Origin of the sequence: Bacteroides sp. AM32-11AC, from assembly GCF_003603515.1 — a bacterium.
GTDB classification, from domain to species: Bacteria; Bacteroidota; Bacteroidia; order Bacteroidales; family Bacteroidaceae; genus Bacteroides; species Bacteroides uniformis.
The window spans coordinates 107,711-124,479 of record NZ_QTNH01000002.1 but is presented as its reverse complement, the minus strand read 5'-3'; the positions used below and the strand labels follow the sequence as shown (position 1 = coordinate 124,479).

The 16,769-nt window shown below is 42.8% G+C and carries 16 protein-coding genes and 1 tRNA gene; 10 read left to right on the top strand and 7 right to left on the bottom strand.

Features of this window, described 5'->3' with window-relative positions; translation table 11 throughout:
- Positions 1–6 precede the first annotated feature (6 nt).
- On the top strand, positions 7–1,470 hold the full coding sequence (locus DW800_RS02440) for a TolB family protein (RefSeq protein ID WP_016272761.1): 1,464 nt from the start codon (positions 7–9) through the stop codon (positions 1,468–1,470).
- A gap of 47 nt (positions 1,471–1,517) precedes the next feature.
- Here DW800_RS02440 and DW800_RS02435 read toward each other — a convergent pair whose 3' ends face one another.
- Positions 1,518–2,441 carry a YihY/virulence factor BrkB family protein gene (locus DW800_RS02435; RefSeq protein WP_117749002.1) on the bottom strand — a complete coding sequence of 308 codons (924 nt, stop codon included), beginning with the start codon at positions 2,439–2,441 and terminating at the stop codon, positions 1,518–1,520.
- A gap of 1 nt (position 2,442) precedes the next feature.
- Complete coding sequence (locus DW800_RS02430) at positions 2,443–3,888, bottom strand: alpha-amylase (RefSeq protein ID WP_044469252.1); 1,446 nt, start codon at positions 3,886–3,888, stop codon at positions 2,443–2,445.
- 300 nt (positions 3,889–4,188) lie between these two features.
- Between DW800_RS02430 and DW800_RS02425 the strand changes: the two genes are divergently transcribed.
- On the top strand, positions 4,189–5,262 hold the full coding sequence (locus tag DW800_RS02425) for a mechanosensitive ion channel family protein (protein WP_016272765.1): 1,074 nt from the start codon (positions 4,189–4,191) through the stop codon (positions 5,260–5,262).
- Positions 5,263–5,420: 158 nt separating this feature from the next.
- Here DW800_RS02425 and DW800_RS02420 read toward each other — a convergent pair whose 3' ends face one another.
- On the bottom strand, positions 5,421–6,707 hold the full coding sequence (locus DW800_RS02420; RefSeq protein WP_057281702.1) for a histidine-type phosphatase: 1,287 nt from the start codon (positions 6,705–6,707) through the stop codon (positions 5,421–5,423).
- 454 nt (positions 6,708–7,161) lie between these two features.
- Between DW800_RS02420 and DW800_RS02415 the strand changes: the two genes are divergently transcribed.
- The 6 genes from DW800_RS02415 to DW800_RS19860 all read left to right on the top strand — a co-directional run bounded on the left by DW800_RS02415 (position 7,162) and on the right by DW800_RS19860 (position 10,041).
- Positions 7,162–7,419 carry a GlsB/YeaQ/YmgE family stress response membrane protein gene (locus DW800_RS02415; RefSeq protein WP_007665893.1) on the top strand — a complete coding sequence of 86 codons (258 nt, stop codon included), beginning with the start codon at positions 7,162–7,164 and terminating at the stop codon, positions 7,417–7,419.
- Between the two features lie 29 nt (positions 7,420–7,448).
- Complete coding sequence (locus DW800_RS02410) at positions 7,449–7,745, top strand: YtxH domain-containing protein (RefSeq protein ID WP_016272767.1); 297 nt, start codon at positions 7,449–7,451, stop codon at positions 7,743–7,745.
- Between the two features lie 83 nt (positions 7,746–7,828).
- Positions 7,829–8,101 carry a hypothetical protein gene (locus tag DW800_RS02405; RefSeq protein ID WP_016272768.1) on the top strand — a complete coding sequence of 91 codons (273 nt, stop codon included), beginning with the start codon at positions 7,829–7,831 and terminating at the stop codon, positions 8,099–8,101.
- Positions 8,102–8,279: 178 nt separating this feature from the next.
- Positions 8,280–9,233, top strand: a complete 954-nt coding sequence (locus tag DW800_RS02400) for a manganese catalase family protein (protein WP_007665899.1) — start codon at positions 8,280–8,282, stop codon at positions 9,231–9,233.
- 267 nt (positions 9,234–9,500) lie between these two features.
- Positions 9,501–9,791 carry a hypothetical protein gene (locus DW800_RS02395; RefSeq protein WP_016272770.1) on the top strand — a complete coding sequence of 97 codons (291 nt, stop codon included), beginning with the start codon at positions 9,501–9,503 and terminating at the stop codon, positions 9,789–9,791.
- A gap of 58 nt (positions 9,792–9,849) precedes the next feature.
- On the top strand, positions 9,850–10,041 hold the full coding sequence (locus DW800_RS19860; protein WP_016278380.1) for a hypothetical protein: 192 nt from the start codon (positions 9,850–9,852) through the stop codon (positions 10,039–10,041).
- A 293-nt stretch (positions 10,042–10,334) separates the two neighbouring features.
- Here DW800_RS19860 and DW800_RS02380 read toward each other — a convergent pair whose 3' ends face one another.
- Together DW800_RS02380 and DW800_RS02375 are read right to left on the bottom strand one after the other, a co-directional pair.
- Complete coding sequence (locus DW800_RS02380) at positions 10,335–11,441, bottom strand: IS256 family transposase (protein WP_119957751.1); 1,107 nt, start codon at positions 11,439–11,441, stop codon at positions 10,335–10,337.
- A gap of 240 nt (positions 11,442–11,681) precedes the next feature.
- Positions 11,682–11,766, bottom strand: a tRNA-Ser gene (locus DW800_RS02375).
- Between the two features lie 116 nt (positions 11,767–11,882).
- On the opposite strand from DW800_RS02375, the gene DW800_RS02370 reads away from it, so the two are divergent.
- Both DW800_RS02370 and DW800_RS02365 read left to right on the top strand, forming a co-directional pair.
- Positions 11,883–14,420: an endonuclease MutS2 gene (locus DW800_RS02370; RefSeq protein WP_005831691.1), complete on the top strand. Its 2,538-nt coding sequence runs from the start codon at positions 11,883–11,885 to the stop codon at positions 14,418–14,420.
- A gap of 56 nt (positions 14,421–14,476) precedes the next feature.
- Entirely contained in the window at positions 14,477–15,688 is a 1,212-nt protein-coding gene (locus DW800_RS02365) for an L-serine ammonia-lyase (RefSeq protein WP_005831694.1), read from the top strand.
- Positions 15,689–15,778: 90 nt separating this feature from the next.
- On the opposite strand, the gene DW800_RS02360 is transcribed toward DW800_RS02365, so the two are convergent.
- Both DW800_RS02360 and DW800_RS02355 read right to left on the bottom strand, forming a co-directional pair.
- Complete coding sequence (locus DW800_RS02360) at positions 15,779–16,282, bottom strand: PepSY-like domain-containing protein (protein WP_005831695.1); 504 nt, start codon at positions 16,280–16,282, stop codon at positions 15,779–15,781.
- Positions 16,283–16,318: 36 nt separating this feature from the next.
- Complete coding sequence (locus tag DW800_RS02355) at positions 16,319–16,759, bottom strand: PepSY-like domain-containing protein (protein WP_005831697.1); 441 nt, start codon at positions 16,757–16,759, stop codon at positions 16,319–16,321.
- Between the last annotated feature and the right edge of the window lie 10 nt (positions 16,760–16,769).

Below are 16,769 nucleotides of genomic sequence, written 5' to 3'. Positions count from 1 at the left end.
TAAAGAATGAAGAAGCATTTGATTTGCATACTATCGGTATGGTTGCTGACAACCTGCAGCCATCCGGTAAACAATCCGGAGAAGACGGAAGAATGGCCGGAAATCTATCCCGACTACATAGGAGTGACAATACCCGCCACCATTGCTCCGATGAATTTCGACTACATCGGCGGAAAACACGACCGCATAGACGTAATCGTAACGGGAAGCAAATTCGGAGAAATACACGTAAATGCCCGGACAGCCTCCTTTCCGGAGGACGAATGGCACAAACTCCTGGAATCCAACAAGGGAGACAGTCTGTTGTTTACAGTATCTGTCAAGAACGAAAACAAATGGAAGCAGTACCGCCCTTTCTCCATGTATGTCAGTGACGCTCCCATAGACTATGGAGTGGTATACCGCAAAGTCATTCCGGGATATGAAGTATATAGCAAAATGGGTATTTACGAACGGAACCTTTCATCCTTTGAAGAACGCGTTTTGCTGGAAAATGCGATGGTACCGGGCATGTGCCTGAACTGCCATGCCTTCAACCGGACAAATCCCGGTCACCTAAGTCTGCATATACGCGGACAGCACGGTGCAACCCTCATGCAGATAGAGGGAAACCGCGAACTTCTGGATACCAAGACAGATTCCACACTCTCCGCTTGTGTCTATCCCTATTGGCATCCGGAAGGAAAATACATAGCCTATTCGGTAAACCGGACCACACAGTCCTTCCACACAGCCAAGGTTGAACGCATCGAAGTGATGGACATGGCCTCGGACATATTAGTATACCAACCGGAAACGCACGAACTGCTGCTTTCTCCCCTACTGCAGAAAAAAGAAGTTTTTGAAACCTTCCCCGCATTCTCGGCAGATGGAAAGAAACTGTATTTCTGCTCGGCAGCGGGTAAACCGATGCCCGAGAAATACGATGAGATACGCTATAGCCTTTGCTGCATAGACTTCAATCCGGACAACGGCACGTTCGGTGAACGGGTAGACACGCTGATAAATGCAGAAGACCTGAAAAAGAGCGTTTCCTTTCCACGTCCTTCATACGACGGGAAATACATCATGTTCACATTATCCGACTATGGGAACTTCTCCATCTGGCACAAGGAAGCAGACCTATGGCTGCTGAACCTGCAGGACGGTACCATGCACGCCATTGAAGAAGCAAACAGCACCAATACGGAAAGCTACCACAGCTGGAGCAGCAACTCACGCTGGTTCATATTCAGCAGCCGACGTGACGACGGGCTATATACCCGCCTCTATCTGGCATACATAGAACCGGACGGCCGCGTATGCAAACCTTTCATGTTGCCTCAGGAGAAACCGCTGGAATATTACGACCGGCTGATTTACTCTTACAATGTACCAGAGTTTACAAACAAACCGATACAGCCGGAACCCCGTAAGATAGAAAATGAAATCGTATCAAATAAGCGTGTAAAGGTAAAAATACGTAAATAGCGGTATTACCATTATTGACTGGAATGCAAAACAAGGGCCTCCAGTTGTCAAGCCTCACGTACTTCAACTACTTTCGTTGCTACCGCATATTCATCTGGGAAAATTTTGCTTCCCATTTCATTAGCCCATGCTTTAGTGAACTCTGCACCTGCGTAGACAATAATAGCAGAATAATAAATCCATGTAATAAAAACAACCATGAATGCCGCTGCACCATAGATAGTTCCTACATTCGCAATTCCGATGTAAAAGGATATTCCCCATTGCCCTACCAACAATAATAGCGTTGTCACTACAGCTCCAATAAAAACATCCTTACTTTTTATTTTTGCATCAGGCAGAACCTTAAAAATCAATACAAAAATAATAACTGTAACACCTATGTTTAATATTTGTCCCACAACTTTCACAATAAACCCTGCCACTTCCGGATAGCTGGCCATAAACTTATTGCTCAAGTCTCCAATAATATTGGTTATACTAAATGTTATCAGAAGCACGAAAGCAAATACCAAAATTATCGAGAATGAAAGTAACCGATTCTGAATATATTTCAGCCAACTCTTCTTTGGCACGGCCTTTATTCCCCAAATCGAATTTAAGGAACTTTGTATTTCTGCAAAAATGGTAGTAGCACCAAATATAGAAATTCCCAGGCTAACAATAGCTGCAGATGCGGAAGAGTCCGTTCTTTCTGCATTTTCTATAATTAAGCGAAGTGCCCCAATTACCTCCGCTCCCACTATCGGTTCCCACTGAATATACAACTGATTAGCCAAATCCATATGCAAAGCTACCCCAATAGTAACTAAAAGAGAAAGAAAGGGGATAATTGAAAATAGTGTCGCATAAGCTAACGATCCGCTTAATCTAGTGACACTATCATCAATAAACCCTTGTCCGGTATCCTTTACAATCTTGATTAATAAGGATAGGCTTAACTTTTTCTTTCCTATGAATTGTTCCGTCATCTCATGCTTTTTTTACCCAAACAGCAAGATTACGCGCATCCACAGAGAACTCTCCATTTCCTTCTTTATCCAAAGTTACTTCATCCGGAATACTTCCGGTAATTTCGCACCACACTTCACCCGCATGTTCTTTCCCTAAACACATCGTTTTACTTCCCGCTTCATCATTCGAGATTAAAAATACCAAGCCTGAGTTAACATGTTCCCCATCTCCTGTACGAATAAAGCCTACGGTTGATGGATGGTCGAAATAATCAACTTGATCACCATACGCATACTTTTTCCTTGCATTCAATAGAATATCTATAATTTTAGTATGTGGCGATTTTTCTCCTTTCACCCCATAATAATCACCATAGAACAAACAGGGATAACCATCCTTCAGCAGAAAAATAAGACCATATGCCAATGGCTTGAACCAATCTTCAACCTGTGATTCCAAAGAACTTCCATGCTGCGAATCATGATTATCAACAAAAGTCACAGCAAGTTCACAATGGTGCTCCACTAAAGTATTCTTCAGAATATTCCGTAAATCATAATCTTTTCCTTCTTGTGATGCCTGAAACATATTATAATGTAACGGAACATCAAACAAGTTAACTTTATGCCCTACTGCTTCCAGATAATTATCCAATGTTTCCAAGTCACCGTTCCAATATTCTCCCACAGCATAGAAGTCATCACCTCTCTCACTTCTTACCGTATCCAGAAACTGTGCAACGAACTGATCTTTCATATGCTTAATTGCATCCAAACGCATTCCATCAAGATCAAGTTCATTTGAAACCCATTTGCCCCAACGATTCAGTTCGGCGACAACCTCAGGGTGATCTAGGTCAATATCATTACATAAAAGAAAATCGTAATTGCCATTCTCTCCATCTACACCATCACTCCAGGCTTTTCCTTCTCCTTGAATCTGAAATATACCACTTCGCTTTCGAGCATCATCAAATCCAGTCCCGGAAAAATGATAATAATGCCACTTAAAATCCGAATATTTATCTTTACGTCCATGAAAGCTATATCCGGTCCATCCTTGTATTTCATAAGATTTCCCCAAAGCTTTATTTCTTTGATCAGGATCTACTTCCACCACCATAAACTTTTCCGTAAAATCACCACCTGCTTTATGATTCAAAACGACATCCAGATATACAGCAATCTTATTTTTGTGAAGTTCATCAATCATCTCCTTCAATTCATCTTTCGTCCCGTATTTAGTCCTCACAGTTCCTTTTTGTTCAAACTCACCCAAATCATACAAATCATAAGTAGCATATCCTTCATCCTGCTGTTCATCTGCTTTATATGCAGGTGGTATCCAGATCGCTGTCACACCAATTTCATGTAGATGCGACGCATCCTCTTTCAACTGTTTCCACAACTTTCCGTCATTCGTAAGATTCCACTCAAAATACTGCATCATTACTCCATTTTCCATAACTATTTAATTTAAAATTGATGAGTAACTTAACAAAATAAATAATAAGATGGTTCCCACTATAAATGTAAATTATAGTTTAGTAAGAAAAAAGTATAACACAACATCACATTAAGCATTATAAAAACGCCTCCAAGGTTTTTAACCATCTCCAATAGAGTAATAAAAATTATCTTAATGTTTCTTTTCATATATATAATTTACTTGATTATGAATAGGATTTTTCCTTTATCCGTTTGTTTTTACATCATCCAAAATCAAGGATATTCCATAAAATGTTTAATTAAAAAATTTCCAGTTATGTTAGAAAGAGAAATCTGGGGAAATACTTTAGAAGACTGGGGTATTTCCATACTTATTATTTTAGGAACAATTGTTTTGATGAAGTTAATATCATTCTTCAGCAGAAAAGTACTCAATCCATTTATCACCCGTACCAATAATCGGCTGGATGATATAATTTATTATTCTTTAGAATCGCCCGTCAAGTTTGCAATTATGTTATTAGGTATTTGGATAGCTATTCACAGGCTTGTTTCTCCGGATAGTTTTGTAAAAGTAATAGATAATGCTTACAAGATACTGATTATTCTGGATATCACATGGATATTTGCCCGATTATCCAGTAGTTTATTGCAAATCTACTGGGGACGACAATCGGATGGACAAAACAACAAAATGATGCCCATTATCAGACGGACAATACTGGTCATTGTGTGGATAATCGGTCTTGTAATGGCCTTAAGTAATATTGGAGTCAATATTGGTGCATTATTAGGTACTCTGGGTATTGGAGGTATCGCATTTGCCTTAGCAGCCCAAGACACTGTAAAAAATGTGTTCGGCGCTTTCACTATATTGACAGATAAGCCTTTCAACATAGGTGATACGATTCGCGTGGATAATATCGAAGGTACTGTGATTGATGTTGGAGTTCGAAGTACAAAAATCATGGACTACAATAAACGTATCATCACTTTCCCTAATTATAAAGTTACAGATGCTTCTATCATAAATATCTCTTCCGAACCGATGCGTCGAGTCGTCTTGAAACTTGGATTGACATACAACACAACATCCGAAAAAATGAAAGAAGCTTTAAATATACTGAAAGCCATTCCTAAAAGAATAGAAAATGTATCTTCCAAACCATCAGATACCACAGCTGTTTTTACAGAATACACAGACTCTGCACTGAATATCATGTACATATATTTTATAGAAAAACAGGGAGATATTTTAATGGTAACTTCAAATGTAAATATGGAGATTCTAGACTCATTCAATAAAGCAGGCATTGATTTCGCATTCCCAACACGAACGATTTACGTTGAAAAGGATGAATTGGCTGATTTGGCAAAAGAGAAAAAATAGTACGCACACTTTATCCTCAAATCACCCCACTAATATAAATCCAATGTAACAAAAAAAATCCCGACGGTATATAATGATTTCTATACCGCCGGGATAATACAGATACTTTTTCAATTCTATCACACTCATACCACACCAATACTCAACCCATATCTACCTTATTTACAATCATCTGAAAAAGACTCAAGTACCTTTTTCGCCATTTCAACCCGTTTCTTTAAATACATGCAGACAGTTTCCCATCGATAATAAGGAAAACGGGAAGTTGAAACAGGAAGTGTCATTTCTTTTTCATTCAAAAGAAATGACACCCATATTTCTCGAGCCTTGTCATGATAAAAAATCCACTGTACATTAGCAGCCATCGGAGCAATCTCATAATCTTTCCAATATTTAGATACAGAATCAGGAACAACAACTTTAACATCCGTTCCTTCTATACCCATTAATGCTACAAAAGGAATAACTGTCTCTGCATGAGCAAAACGAAAGTTCGCCCTGGTATCCGACTTGCCCTTTATCACTTCATCAGCTGAATGAATAAATTCTGATAGCAGAGGCCATGCAATTGCAACAGGCAACATTCGCCCAATCGGCGAAGAACTTTTACTCATATATTGTCGCAAATTCTGAGTCTGCCAGTAATTATCCCATTCACCTATTGTGAAAAGACCATCCAAATTTATCGGAGTACCTGTATCTGGTAGTATGGCAGCAATGGAGAATAAAGCCATGACAAATTCCTCTGCCTCCTTATCTGTTTCCTGTCCTGATTCCAGAAAGAAGTTTTCCATAACAGAAGCAGAAGAAATCTTTCGTCGCACAAAAGTCTCGTATATAGGACGCCAATCACCATTTTCTTTATAATCAACATAAGATTGGTTTAAATCGAAGAAACGAAGAATATCATTATATTGCTTCCCTTCATTGCGTTGTATGTGTAAAGAAGAATTAAACTCTACCATACAAGCAAGAAATGCATCCATACTATGTATACAACGGGGAACATATGTCGCAATTGCCTGCACTTTGACAGAATCACTGAATAACTGTGGATAGCGTTCTATCATACGTCTGGCAATACCCCGTTGTTCCTCCTCTCCCACTACTGATAACTTCCCCCATTGTCCGTCAAAAGTTTCCGATAGATTCTGTATTGTAGAAAGCAAGGTTACCCCTCCTGATGTTAGCCTATTTTCCCGCTGAGCCAATTCCAGAATCTCCTTCACTCTATTCAAAGCCTTTCCTGAAGTTGGAAAACGCGCTCCATGTCTTCCCAAATGGTTAACATAAAACGGAACCATACTATCCTGAAAAAAAACAAACGAGTCTTTCACAATAGGATACGGCATGGCTGTCCCCGCGTATTGTTGTATCCTATCCTGTCCCCATAAGATGGAAACGGGGCAAAACATAAAAATTCCAATTAACAATAATCCTTTCATATCATAAATCTTATATGTGTAGATTATAACGATGAAAGAAGGATTATGTTTACTTATAAACGACTCTGAGAGAATTCAATACCATAGTATGAAGGCATCTTCGGTTGTTATACATCTTCAGCCAACGGCCATCAGAAAGAACGATATATGGAGTTATATCATTTATTATCAAAATATTAAGCCACAACTTTTATCTATTACAAGTTTGAAATATTGACTGCACGGCATAGTTACTTAGCAATAAAACACTACATGGGATAAACATATAAATAGTACTAATATAGCCAGCCAGCCTATTATTAAAATGAAAATTGTTGTTAAATCCTTTTTTTACACCCAAACCATTTTCTTACACAACATGTTTTTTTTCAAAACGGGACCGATGGTTTTCCGTCTGATATGATTCCTCAAACCATCTGTCCCAACAATATTATTTTAACTAAAACTTAATATTATGTATTTTATTTGGTACATTATCATTGGAATCGTTGCCGGACTCATAGCCGGCAAGATTATGAGAGGAGGCGGTTTCGGACTTCTCATTAACCTACTCGTAGGTATTGTAGGTGGCGTATTGGGTGGCTGGGTATTCGGCTTGTTGGGAATTACTACCACAGGCCTTCTGGGTAGCCTTTTCACCTCTGTTATCGGTGCAGTCCTATTATTGTGGATCATATCCTTCTTTCGTCATCCCAAGAGAACTGATATTTAAATTTTTATTAACCTAAACCCTTTTTGATTATGGAAACTAGTAAATCTAACTTTTTGATTGGGCTGGCAATAGGTTCGGCCATCGGAGCACTTGCTCAACGTTTTTCACGTACGGCAAAAGCCAAGATGCTAAAAAAGAAAATTCATAATGCCATGGCAAAGATTGCCGATCGCGCTGAAAGCCTTACAGAAACCGTGAGAGACAAAGCACTGGATGCAAGTACCAAAACCGCCGACAAGGTTGCAGATGCGACCTTTGACGTTGCCGAAAAGGCTGACACTCTGAAAAGTAAAGTCCATGCAGCTGCTTTAGAAGCCAAAAAATAGGCTACTATAACAAACAACTAAAATTACGGGATGTATTTTCAATGCTTCCCGATCCATTTCACCTGAATTAATGATTAATGAATATGAAATGGAACAATAAATGCCAATATACTCCCGCATCCCTGCGGGAAAAGAGTTATGAAGAACTGTACACGCTATGCCTGTCCGCCTATACAGAGGGCCGTACGGATGAGAGGAATAAAAGCTTGGAAGCGTATAGACTCAGGTGCAGCTGTCTGTTCGGAAACAAATGTATGGACTCTTCCCTTTCCGTGGGAGTGCGGAAAAGGATATGCGACGGAAATTGTCATTATATAAAGAAATATATGTCTGAACTGGACAAACTGGAGGAATAAAATTCATTTTCTCCGATCCTTTCTCATTTATATCTCTACCGACAACTTTACCCTCTTGACTTGATTGGACAAACCTCTTCCGGTCTGTACATACGGCCCGGCAAGGATATTCCTATCTTTAATATACAGATGTACATCTAAAATTAACCTGAATTATTAACTTAAAAATGAATCTGTTATGTTTTACCATGTAAAAGATCTTCAGTTCAATGCCCGTGTATCACAGCCGGATCCTCGTTTTGCTCGTGTGATGCTTGAGGCATTCGGAGGGGCCAACGGTGAGTTGAAATCCGCTCTACAGTACTTTGTACAGGCATTCAGTTGCCATAACCCCTACCCTGACAAATATGACATGCTCATGGATATTGCCACTGAGGAATTCGGCCATCTTGAAATCGTAGGTGCAACCATCCAGATGCTCCTCGGACCAGTAAACGGAGAAATGAAGGATGTATTGGAAGATACTCCTCTGCGTACCATGATGGGAGGAAAAGCAGGCAAAGAGGATCTTATCCACCAAGCCTTCACCAATCCTGCGTTTCTGGTAACAGCTCCCGGTAGTCCCGTACTGACCGATAGCAACGGGAACCCATGGTGTGCCACCTATGTATCGGCCAATGCTGACCTGACAGTGGACCTGCGTTCCAACATGGCGGGTGAAGCACGTGCCAAGATAGGTTACGAAAACCTTATCCCACTTACGGATGACCCACTTGTAAAAGAAACGCTCACATTCCTTATGACTCGCGAAGTGACCCATTTTCAACAGTTTGAGGCCGCTCTGGAAACTATTCAGCCTAACTTTCCTCCGGGAGTATTCCAAACATCCCCCCGATACAGTAACCTTTATTTTAATGATTCCAAAGGAAAGGAAGCCCGCGGACCATGGAACGAAGGCAAAAGTACGAGGCTCAAAGAAGAATGGCAATATATTGAGAATCCACTGGAGGAAGTCAGAAGTACTGACGGACTACTTCAACGTAAACCTAAAGGCACCAAACGTACGGAAAAGGAAGTACGCCAGACAGATGAAAAACTAGCCAAGGAACGGAGCAGCGAGATACTCTCCCATATCCCTAAAGGAGAAATGCGTTGGTGTGAATATGGAAATGCTAAGAACGGAAACAAATAAGACTTCCAGTTCTACTATTGTTTAACTTAAAAACTAAATTTTATGACAACAAAGAACGAAAAAAAACAGATGGAAGCAAAGGGTGGCAAAAAGTGTACCCAAAGCAAAGCTAAAGAAAGTAAGCCTGCTGCTTCAAACAAAAAATCGGAAAAGAAATAACTTGATCTTCCGACAGTATGAAGTCTAAATCTTCATCCCGGTGGAGAACTGGTTTCTCCACCGGAAATCCTAAAGCATATTGTATAACAAGCAAAAATAGAGAACTATATGAAAAAGATAATGTTTATCACACTGACAATTTTATTTGCACTGTCCGCATCATCCTGTCGGGACAAAAAAGAACAGAACCGGACAGAACAGCAGATTGAAAATGCAAAAGAAAACGTAAATGACGCATTAGACAAGGCCTCTAACAAAATAGAGGATGGTGCCGACAAAGTTAAAGATGCCTGGAAAGAAACCAAGAAAGACGTGCAACAAGGTACAGAAAAGGTAAAAAAAGAAATAAAAAAGGATTATAACAAAGCTAAAGATGAAGTAAAAAAGCAGCTTGATTAAGACTGCCATATAAGCCTTTATATCTCGATTTACTATCTCTCATTTAATTTATACAGGTATGAATATTCTTGCTATTTGGGTCGTTGGAATAGTTCTGACTATAAGATGCGCCTGGGAAATAGGTTGCCTGAGAATACCGAAAGAAAAAAAACTTATGGCAATCCTGCTGGTAGTCCTTACAAGCTGGATAGGAGCATTCCTCTATACTTTCTTCTTTAAAGAGAAGGTAGGAGCATGGCTAGACAGGTAATGACGAAAACCAAATTGGTAAGATATTCGGGTGTTTAAAGTTCTAATAAGAAAAGGACAGTGCGTGATGCATAGTCCTTTTGAAAATATGGCAAAAAAAGAATACTTGGATATGTTTATTTGATACAGTTTTAAGTTGTTATTTGACTGTAAACAGATTAAAAAGAATACACATGAAGTGTACACTGCGGGGGCGTAAAATAAACTGTGTCATGCGGCGTTTTCTTCCAAGCTCATCGGTCGGGGATCGGCCAGCGCCAAGGGGGTGCACCAGCACTCCCGACGAGCGTAAAGTTACAACAATTTAAATCTGTCTCCAAACTTTATCGCTAATTGTTGTGCGATGGCCGCCCAGTTGGCTATGGGCATGGTCCATTTCTTACGTATGTTGCGGTAAGCGAGATAAACCAACTTTTCAAGGGCGGTGTCGTTAGGGAACACGCCCTTGTTTTTTGTCACTTTCCGCACTTGGCGGTGATAGCCCTCGACTGTATTCGTGGTATAAATCATACGTCGTATATCCGACGTAAACTGGAAGTATTCAGTAAGCCTTTCCCAGTTATCCTGCCAAGACTTGATAACGATAGGGTATTTCTCACCCCATTTTTCTTCCAGATTAAGAAGTCCTGTCGCAGCGGATTCCTTATTTACCGCACCATAGACATGTTTCAGATCCCTCATGAACTCTTTTTGGTGCTTGCTGCCGACATACTTGACGGAGTTACGTATCTGATGGAAAATACAGAGCTGGACAATAGTATCAGGAAACACACTTTGGATAGCATCTGGGAAGCCTTTCAATCCGTCAACACAAGCTATGAGTATGTCACAGACACCACGGGTCTGCAAGTCTGTCAATACATTCAGCCAGAAGTTAGCGCCCTCATTCTTAGAGATATACATCCCTAACAGATCCTTATGTCCCTCGCTGTTCAGAGCCAGTACATTGTAAATCGCACGGGTTACGGCACAGCCTCTCTCGTCCATTACCTTATAATGGATGGCATCCATCCAGACTATCGGATAAACGCTCTCTAGGCTACGGGAACGCCATGCCTTTATTTCCGGAAGTACACGATCGGTGATGGCGCTAATCGTCTCGGCAGACACACGATTACCCAAGTTCTCCTCCATCCAGTCACTTATCTCACGTGTGCTGTTTCCCAAAGCATAAAGTCCGATGATGCGCTCTGCAACACCTTCCGCAAGAATGGTTTCACGCTTCTTTTCCAGAACCTTTCCTTTTGCCGCACTCCAGAATTCCGGAAGAATTGTTTTCTTCACTGAAGCATCAACCCGCACTCCATTCACTGTAATTCTCATCATCATCGGAGCCTCACCGTTCCGATTCAATTTCGTCCTACGAATGTAGAACAATAGACAAAATGTTGTTCTTTCCATCTTACTTGTTTTTTAATCACAAAACTAAATTTCCAGGAGCAACAAGTCAAGATGCAAAACACTGATAAACAATGAATTATTTACTTAATAGGTGTACCTGACATTGAAGGCAAACAGGTACACCGAATAGTACACCGAAAGAATGCTTTGATATGCTTATTTTTGCTATGCACCAAAAACAAAAAATCCCCGTAAAGTATTAATTTACAGAGATTTTCTTTGTTTTGCAATTCTTTCCAGCGGAGAGGGAGGGATTCGAACCCCCGGTGCCTCGCAGCACAACGGTTTTCAAGACCGCCGCAATCGACCACTCTGCCACCTCTCCTAAAACTTCCTTTTCGGGAAGTGCTTTCCTCTTTAAAGCGGTGCAAAGGTACAAATCATTTTTAATTCTGCAAACTTCCTTTCTCTTTTTTCATGAATTAATAGTACTTTTGCACCATGATATATCCGCAGAACTTTGAACAGAAAATAGGTTTCGACCAAATACGCCAATTGCTGAAAGAAAAATGCCTCAGTACACTTGGCGAAGAACGGGTGATGGACATGGCATTCTCCGACCACTTTGGAGAGGTAGAGGAGCGTTTGGACCAAGTCACTGAATTTGTACGCATACTCCAAGAAGAAGACAACTTCCCGGCACAATACTTTTTTGATGTACGCCCGTCACTGAAACGCATACGTGTGGAAGGCATGTATCTAGATGAACAAGAACTCTTTGACCTACGCCGTTCACTAGAAACCATACGTGATATTGTACGCTTCCTACAGAAAAGCGACGATGATGAGGAAGAGGGCGCTTCCCCCTACCCTTGTCTGAAAAGACTGGCAGGAGACATCACCGTTTTCCCACAGCTCATAGCAAAAATAAACGGCATCCTCTCTCCTTACGGAAAAATCAAGGACAATGCCTCTACAGAGTTGGCACGCATCCGCCGGGAACTGGCAAGTACTATGGGAAGTATCTCCCGCTCACTGAACAGTATTCTACGAAATGCCCAGTCCGAGGGCGTTGTGGACAAAGACGTAACGCCCACCATGCGTGACGGCCGTCTGGTCATTCCCGTTGCACCGGCACTGAAACGGAAAATACGCGGTATTGTACACGACGAGTCGGCCAGTGGTAAAACCGTATTCATCGAGCCTGCCGAAGTAGTGGAAGCCAACAATCGCATACGAGAACTTGAAGGTGACGAACGCAGAGAAATTATCCGCATCCTGACGGACTTCTCCAACCAGCTGCGCCCCTCCATCTCCGACGTACTGCTATCATACGAGTTCCTTGCCGAAATAGACTTCATACGTGCCAAAGCATTGTTTGCCGAGCAAATATCCGGACTCAAACCGGCTCTCGAAAACAAGCAACTACTGGACTGGACAATGGCGGTACACCCACTCTTGCAACTTTCTCTCGCCAAACATGGCAAAAAAGTCGTACCGCTTGACATCGAACTGAATGAAAAGCAACGTATCCTCATTATCTCCGGTCCGAACGCAGGCGGCAAGTCCGTCTGCCTAAAGACAGTAGGCTTATTACAATACATGCTGCAATCCGGACTACTCATCCCGATGCACGAACGCAGTCATGCCGGAATATTCAGCAGTATATTCATCGACATCGGTGACGAGCAGTCCATTGAAGATGATTTGAGTACCTACTCCTCCCACCTTATGAACATGAAAATCATGATGAAAAGCTGCAATGAACGGAGCCTCATCCTGATTGATGAATTCGGTGGTGGAACGGAGCCCCAGATAGGAGGCGCCATCGCCGAAGCCGTATTGAAACGCTTCAACCAAAAACAGACGTTCGGTGTCATCACCACACACTATCAGAACCTGAAGCATTTTGCCGAAGACCATGAAGGTGTAGTAAACGGCGCCATGCTCTATGACCGCCATCTGATGCAAGCACTGTTCCAGTTGCAGATAGGCAATCCGGGCAGTTCGTTCGCTGTAGAGATTGCCCGCAAAATAGGTCTGCCGGAAGATGTCATCGCCGATGCCTCGGAAATTGTGGGCAGTGAATACATCAATGCCGATAAGTACCTGCAAGACATTGTGCGCGACAAACGCTATTGGGAAGGCAAACGCCAGACAATACGCCAGCGTGAAAAGCACATGGAAGAGACTATCGAGCGCTATCAAACCGAAATCGAAGATTTGCAGAAATCCCGGAAGGAGATTCTGCGCAAAGCGAAGGAAGAAGTGGAGCAACTGATGCAGGAAGCCAATGCACGCATCGAGAACACCATACGCTCCATCAAAGAAGCCCAAGCAGAAAAAGAAAAAACACGCCAGGCCCGCCAGGAGTTGACGAACTTCCGTGAATCAATGGAAGCGCTTGCCAACAAGGAACTGGAAGAAAAAATCGCCCGCAAAATGGAAAAGCTGAAAGAGAAGCAGAACCGGAAAAAGGAAAAGAAAGCGGGCAAAGGAAAAGAGAACGGACTGTCTGCCCAGGCTTTGGCAGAACAGCAGGCGCGGAAAGAGGCAGAACGCCTTGCAGCCATCACCCCCGGCTGCAACGTCAGAATAAAGGGCCAAACCTCTGTGGGCGAAGTAATGGAAGTGAATGGCAAGAATGCGGTCATCGCGTTCGGCAGCATCAAGACTACCGTAAAGCTGGACAGGCTGGAACGTACCAACGCGCAGCCTAAACAAGCTGATGTGTCCACCAAAAGCACTTTCATCAGCGCCCAGACCCAGGACAGCATGTACGAGAAGAAACTGCATTTCAAACAAGACATTGATGTCCGCGGCATGCGTGGCGACGAAGCCTTGCAAGCCGTTACCTATTTCATTGATGACGCCATCCTTGTCGGCATGTCACGCGTGCGTATCCTTCACGGAACGGGAACAGGCATCCTGCGCATGCTTATCCGTCAATATCTGGAAACTGTCCCCGGAGTGCGCCACTTTGCCGACGAACATATACAGTTCGGCGGAGCAGGCATCACCGTTGTGGACTTGAGTTAATGGATAATTGACAGTTGATAATTGATAGTTAAAGCTAAATCATAAATCTGAAATATATGAAATCAATCAAAGAACTCTACCGTATCGGTACCGGTCCATCCAGCAGCCACACCATGGGACCGCGCAAGGCAGCTCAGATATTCCTGGAAAGGCATCCCGAAGCAGCCGCATTCCAAGTAACCCTATACGGAAGCCTCGCCGCTACCGGCAAGGGACACATGACCAATGTTGCCATCACCGAGACACTGCAACCCGCAGCACCGGTAGAAATAATCTGGGAACCCAAAATATTCCTGCCCTTCCATCCCAACGGCATGAAATTCGTTTCTTTGGACAGCGAAGGCAAGGAGACCGACCAATGGACTGTATTCAGTGTCGGCGGCGGTGCCCTGGCAGAAGAGAATGACGGAGCATCATCCGTAAACACCCCGGATGTATACGAAATGAACAGTATGACCGAAATACTACAATGGTGTGAACGTACCGGAAAAAGTTACTGGGAGTACGTCAAGGAATGCGAGGAAAGCGACATTTGGGATTACCTGCAGGAGGTATGGAAAACCATGCAGGCTGCCGTAAAACGGGGATTGGATAGTGAAGGAGTCTTGCCCGGCCCTCTGAATCTGCGCCGAAAGGCTTCTACCTATTATATACGTGCCAGTGGCTACAAGGCTTCCCTCCAGTCGCGCGGACTGGTATTTGCCTATGCCTTGGCAGTAAGTGAAGAAAATGCGTCAGGTGGGGTCATTGTCACTGCACCTACCTGCGGTTCGTGTGGCATTGTACCGGCAGTGCTCTATCATCTGCAAAAAAGCCGGGAGTTCAGCGACACACGCATACTTCGTGCCCTTGCCACAGCTGGACTGATAGGAAACATCGTGAAGACCAACGCTTCCATTTCGGGAGCGGAAGCCGGATGCCAGGCAGAGGTAGGTGTAGCATGTTCCATGGCATCAGCCGCAGCCAACCAATTGTTTGGAGGCAGTCCGGCACAAATAGAATATGCCGCCGAAATGGGATTGGAGCATCATTTGGGTATGACCTGCGACCCAGTTTGCGGACTGGTACAAATCCCGTGCATCGAACGTAATGCCTACGCCGCCGCACGCGCCTTGGATGCCAACCTTTACTCCTCCTTCACCGACGGCATGCACCGCGTGTCATTCGACAAAGTGGTGGAAGTCATGAAAGAAACCGGAAACGACCTGCCCTCCCTCTACAAAGAAACCAGCGAAGGAGGACTGGCGAAGGATTATAAGCCGATGTAGTTAAGGATAAGGGATTAAGGATTAAGGGATTAAGTTTTCAATATGATTGCACAACACTAATGTCCTTAATCCCTTATCCTTAACTCTTCTCTAATCAAGTTTTACCGGCCAATGCGTATCATCCCTATTACCGCTCACATCTTTTGTCTGTAGCAAGCCGCCTTCTTCCGAATAGAACAATTGATACTCTGCATTTCCCTTTTCAACTTCAATGACAAACTGCATAGGCACTACCGGATACTCCAAAAGAACAATCTCCTCTATCTTCCAACCGGCATACTCACTGGCGCTGAAAGAGGTCTGTACTGTTCCCGGAAGATTATTCCAAAGCAATTCGGTTTCCGTCAGTTGCCATTCCGCCTGATTATTGAACCATACATCCTTTTCCTGCCCATCCACTTTACAATCTGCAACGAAATAGCCCCCTTTCTGTTCCCATTCCACATGGATTGCGGAAGGGTATTTGGACTTCAATGCTTGTGACATTGCTTCGGGCACTTTGACATCATCCTTGTCGTCATCATCACTGCATGCACCAAGTGCCAAGGCGGCGATGAACATCATCGCCAACATTTGAATCTTCATTCTCATCATTTCTCTATAAAGTTTAGGTTAATAGTTACTGGAGAATCAATCGTCCATGCTGACGAACTTTCCCTTTTTGTTGAACTTCAAAGAGTAGTCATTACCCAATTCAATTTCCACACCGGTACGTCCGCGTTCGATTTTAGTAATAATCTCTCTCGGGAAGTTAGCCTTCACATACTCCTTTACCGGAACCGGAATCAATGCTTCGGGAACAGCGGACTTCTTGCAATCCACTTCCAACCAATTTCCTTTCTTGTCGAAGTCTATTTCCGTACGGTCTGTCAACAGCACTTCATATTTTTTAGTCTGCAATATTTCACTTTCAATCTTGATGTGTGAAATGTGCGGTTTCGAGAAATACTGGTTGATAAAATTGCGTGCCGTCAGCGGAAGCTGCTTGGTATCCTGAGTGATGACATCACCGGCAAAGGCAAACTGAACAGCTACAAGAGCCAACACAAGAATAGACAATACTTTCTTCATAATCGTTATT

Excerpts from the sequence above, each read along its gene's own strand:
- DW800_RS02440 (WP_016272761.1), top strand. The coding sequence starts at position 7 with ATGAAGAAGCATTTGATTTGCATACTATCGGTATGGTTGCTGACAACC.
- DW800_RS02435 (WP_117749002.1), bottom strand. The coding sequence starts at position 2,441 with ATGACGGAACAATTCATAGGAAAGAAAAAGTTAAGCCTATCCTTATTA.
- DW800_RS02430 (WP_044469252.1), bottom strand. The coding sequence starts at position 3,888 with ATGGAAAATGGAGTAATGATGCAGTATTTTGAGTGGAATCTTACGAAT.
- DW800_RS02425 (WP_016272765.1), top strand. The coding sequence starts at position 4,189 with ATGTTAGAAAGAGAAATCTGGGGAAATACTTTAGAAGACTGGGGTATT.
- DW800_RS02420 (WP_057281702.1), bottom strand. The coding sequence starts at position 6,707 with ATGAAAGGATTATTGTTAATTGGAATTTTTATGTTTTGCCCCGTTTCC.
- DW800_RS02415 (WP_007665893.1), top strand. The coding sequence starts at position 7,162 with ATGTATTTTATTTGGTACATTATCATTGGAATCGTTGCCGGACTCATA.
- DW800_RS02410 (WP_016272767.1), top strand. The coding sequence starts at position 7,449 with ATGGAAACTAGTAAATCTAACTTTTTGATTGGGCTGGCAATAGGTTCG.
- DW800_RS02405 (WP_016272768.1), top strand. The coding sequence starts at position 7,829 with ATGAAATGGAACAATAAATGCCAATATACTCCCGCATCCCTGCGGGAA.
- DW800_RS02400 (WP_007665899.1), top strand. The coding sequence starts at position 8,280 with ATGTTTTACCATGTAAAAGATCTTCAGTTCAATGCCCGTGTATCACAG.
- DW800_RS02395 (WP_016272770.1), top strand. The coding sequence starts at position 9,501 with ATGAAAAAGATAATGTTTATCACACTGACAATTTTATTTGCACTGTCC.
- DW800_RS19860 (WP_016278380.1), top strand. The coding sequence starts at position 9,850 with ATGAATATTCTTGCTATTTGGGTCGTTGGAATAGTTCTGACTATAAGA.
- DW800_RS02380 (WP_119957751.1), bottom strand. The coding sequence starts at position 11,441 with ATGGAAAGAACAACATTTTGTCTATTGTTCTACATTCGTAGGACGAAA.
- DW800_RS02370 (WP_005831691.1), top strand. The coding sequence starts at position 11,883 with ATGATATATCCGCAGAACTTTGAACAGAAAATAGGTTTCGACCAAATA.
- DW800_RS02365 (WP_005831694.1), top strand. The coding sequence starts at position 14,477 with ATGAAATCAATCAAAGAACTCTACCGTATCGGTACCGGTCCATCCAGC.
- DW800_RS02360 (WP_005831695.1), bottom strand. The coding sequence starts at position 16,282 with ATGATGAGAATGAAGATTCAAATGTTGGCGATGATGTTCATCGCCGCC.
- DW800_RS02355 (WP_005831697.1), bottom strand. The coding sequence starts at position 16,759 with ATGAAGAAAGTATTGTCTATTCTTGTGTTGGCTCTTGTAGCTGTTCAG.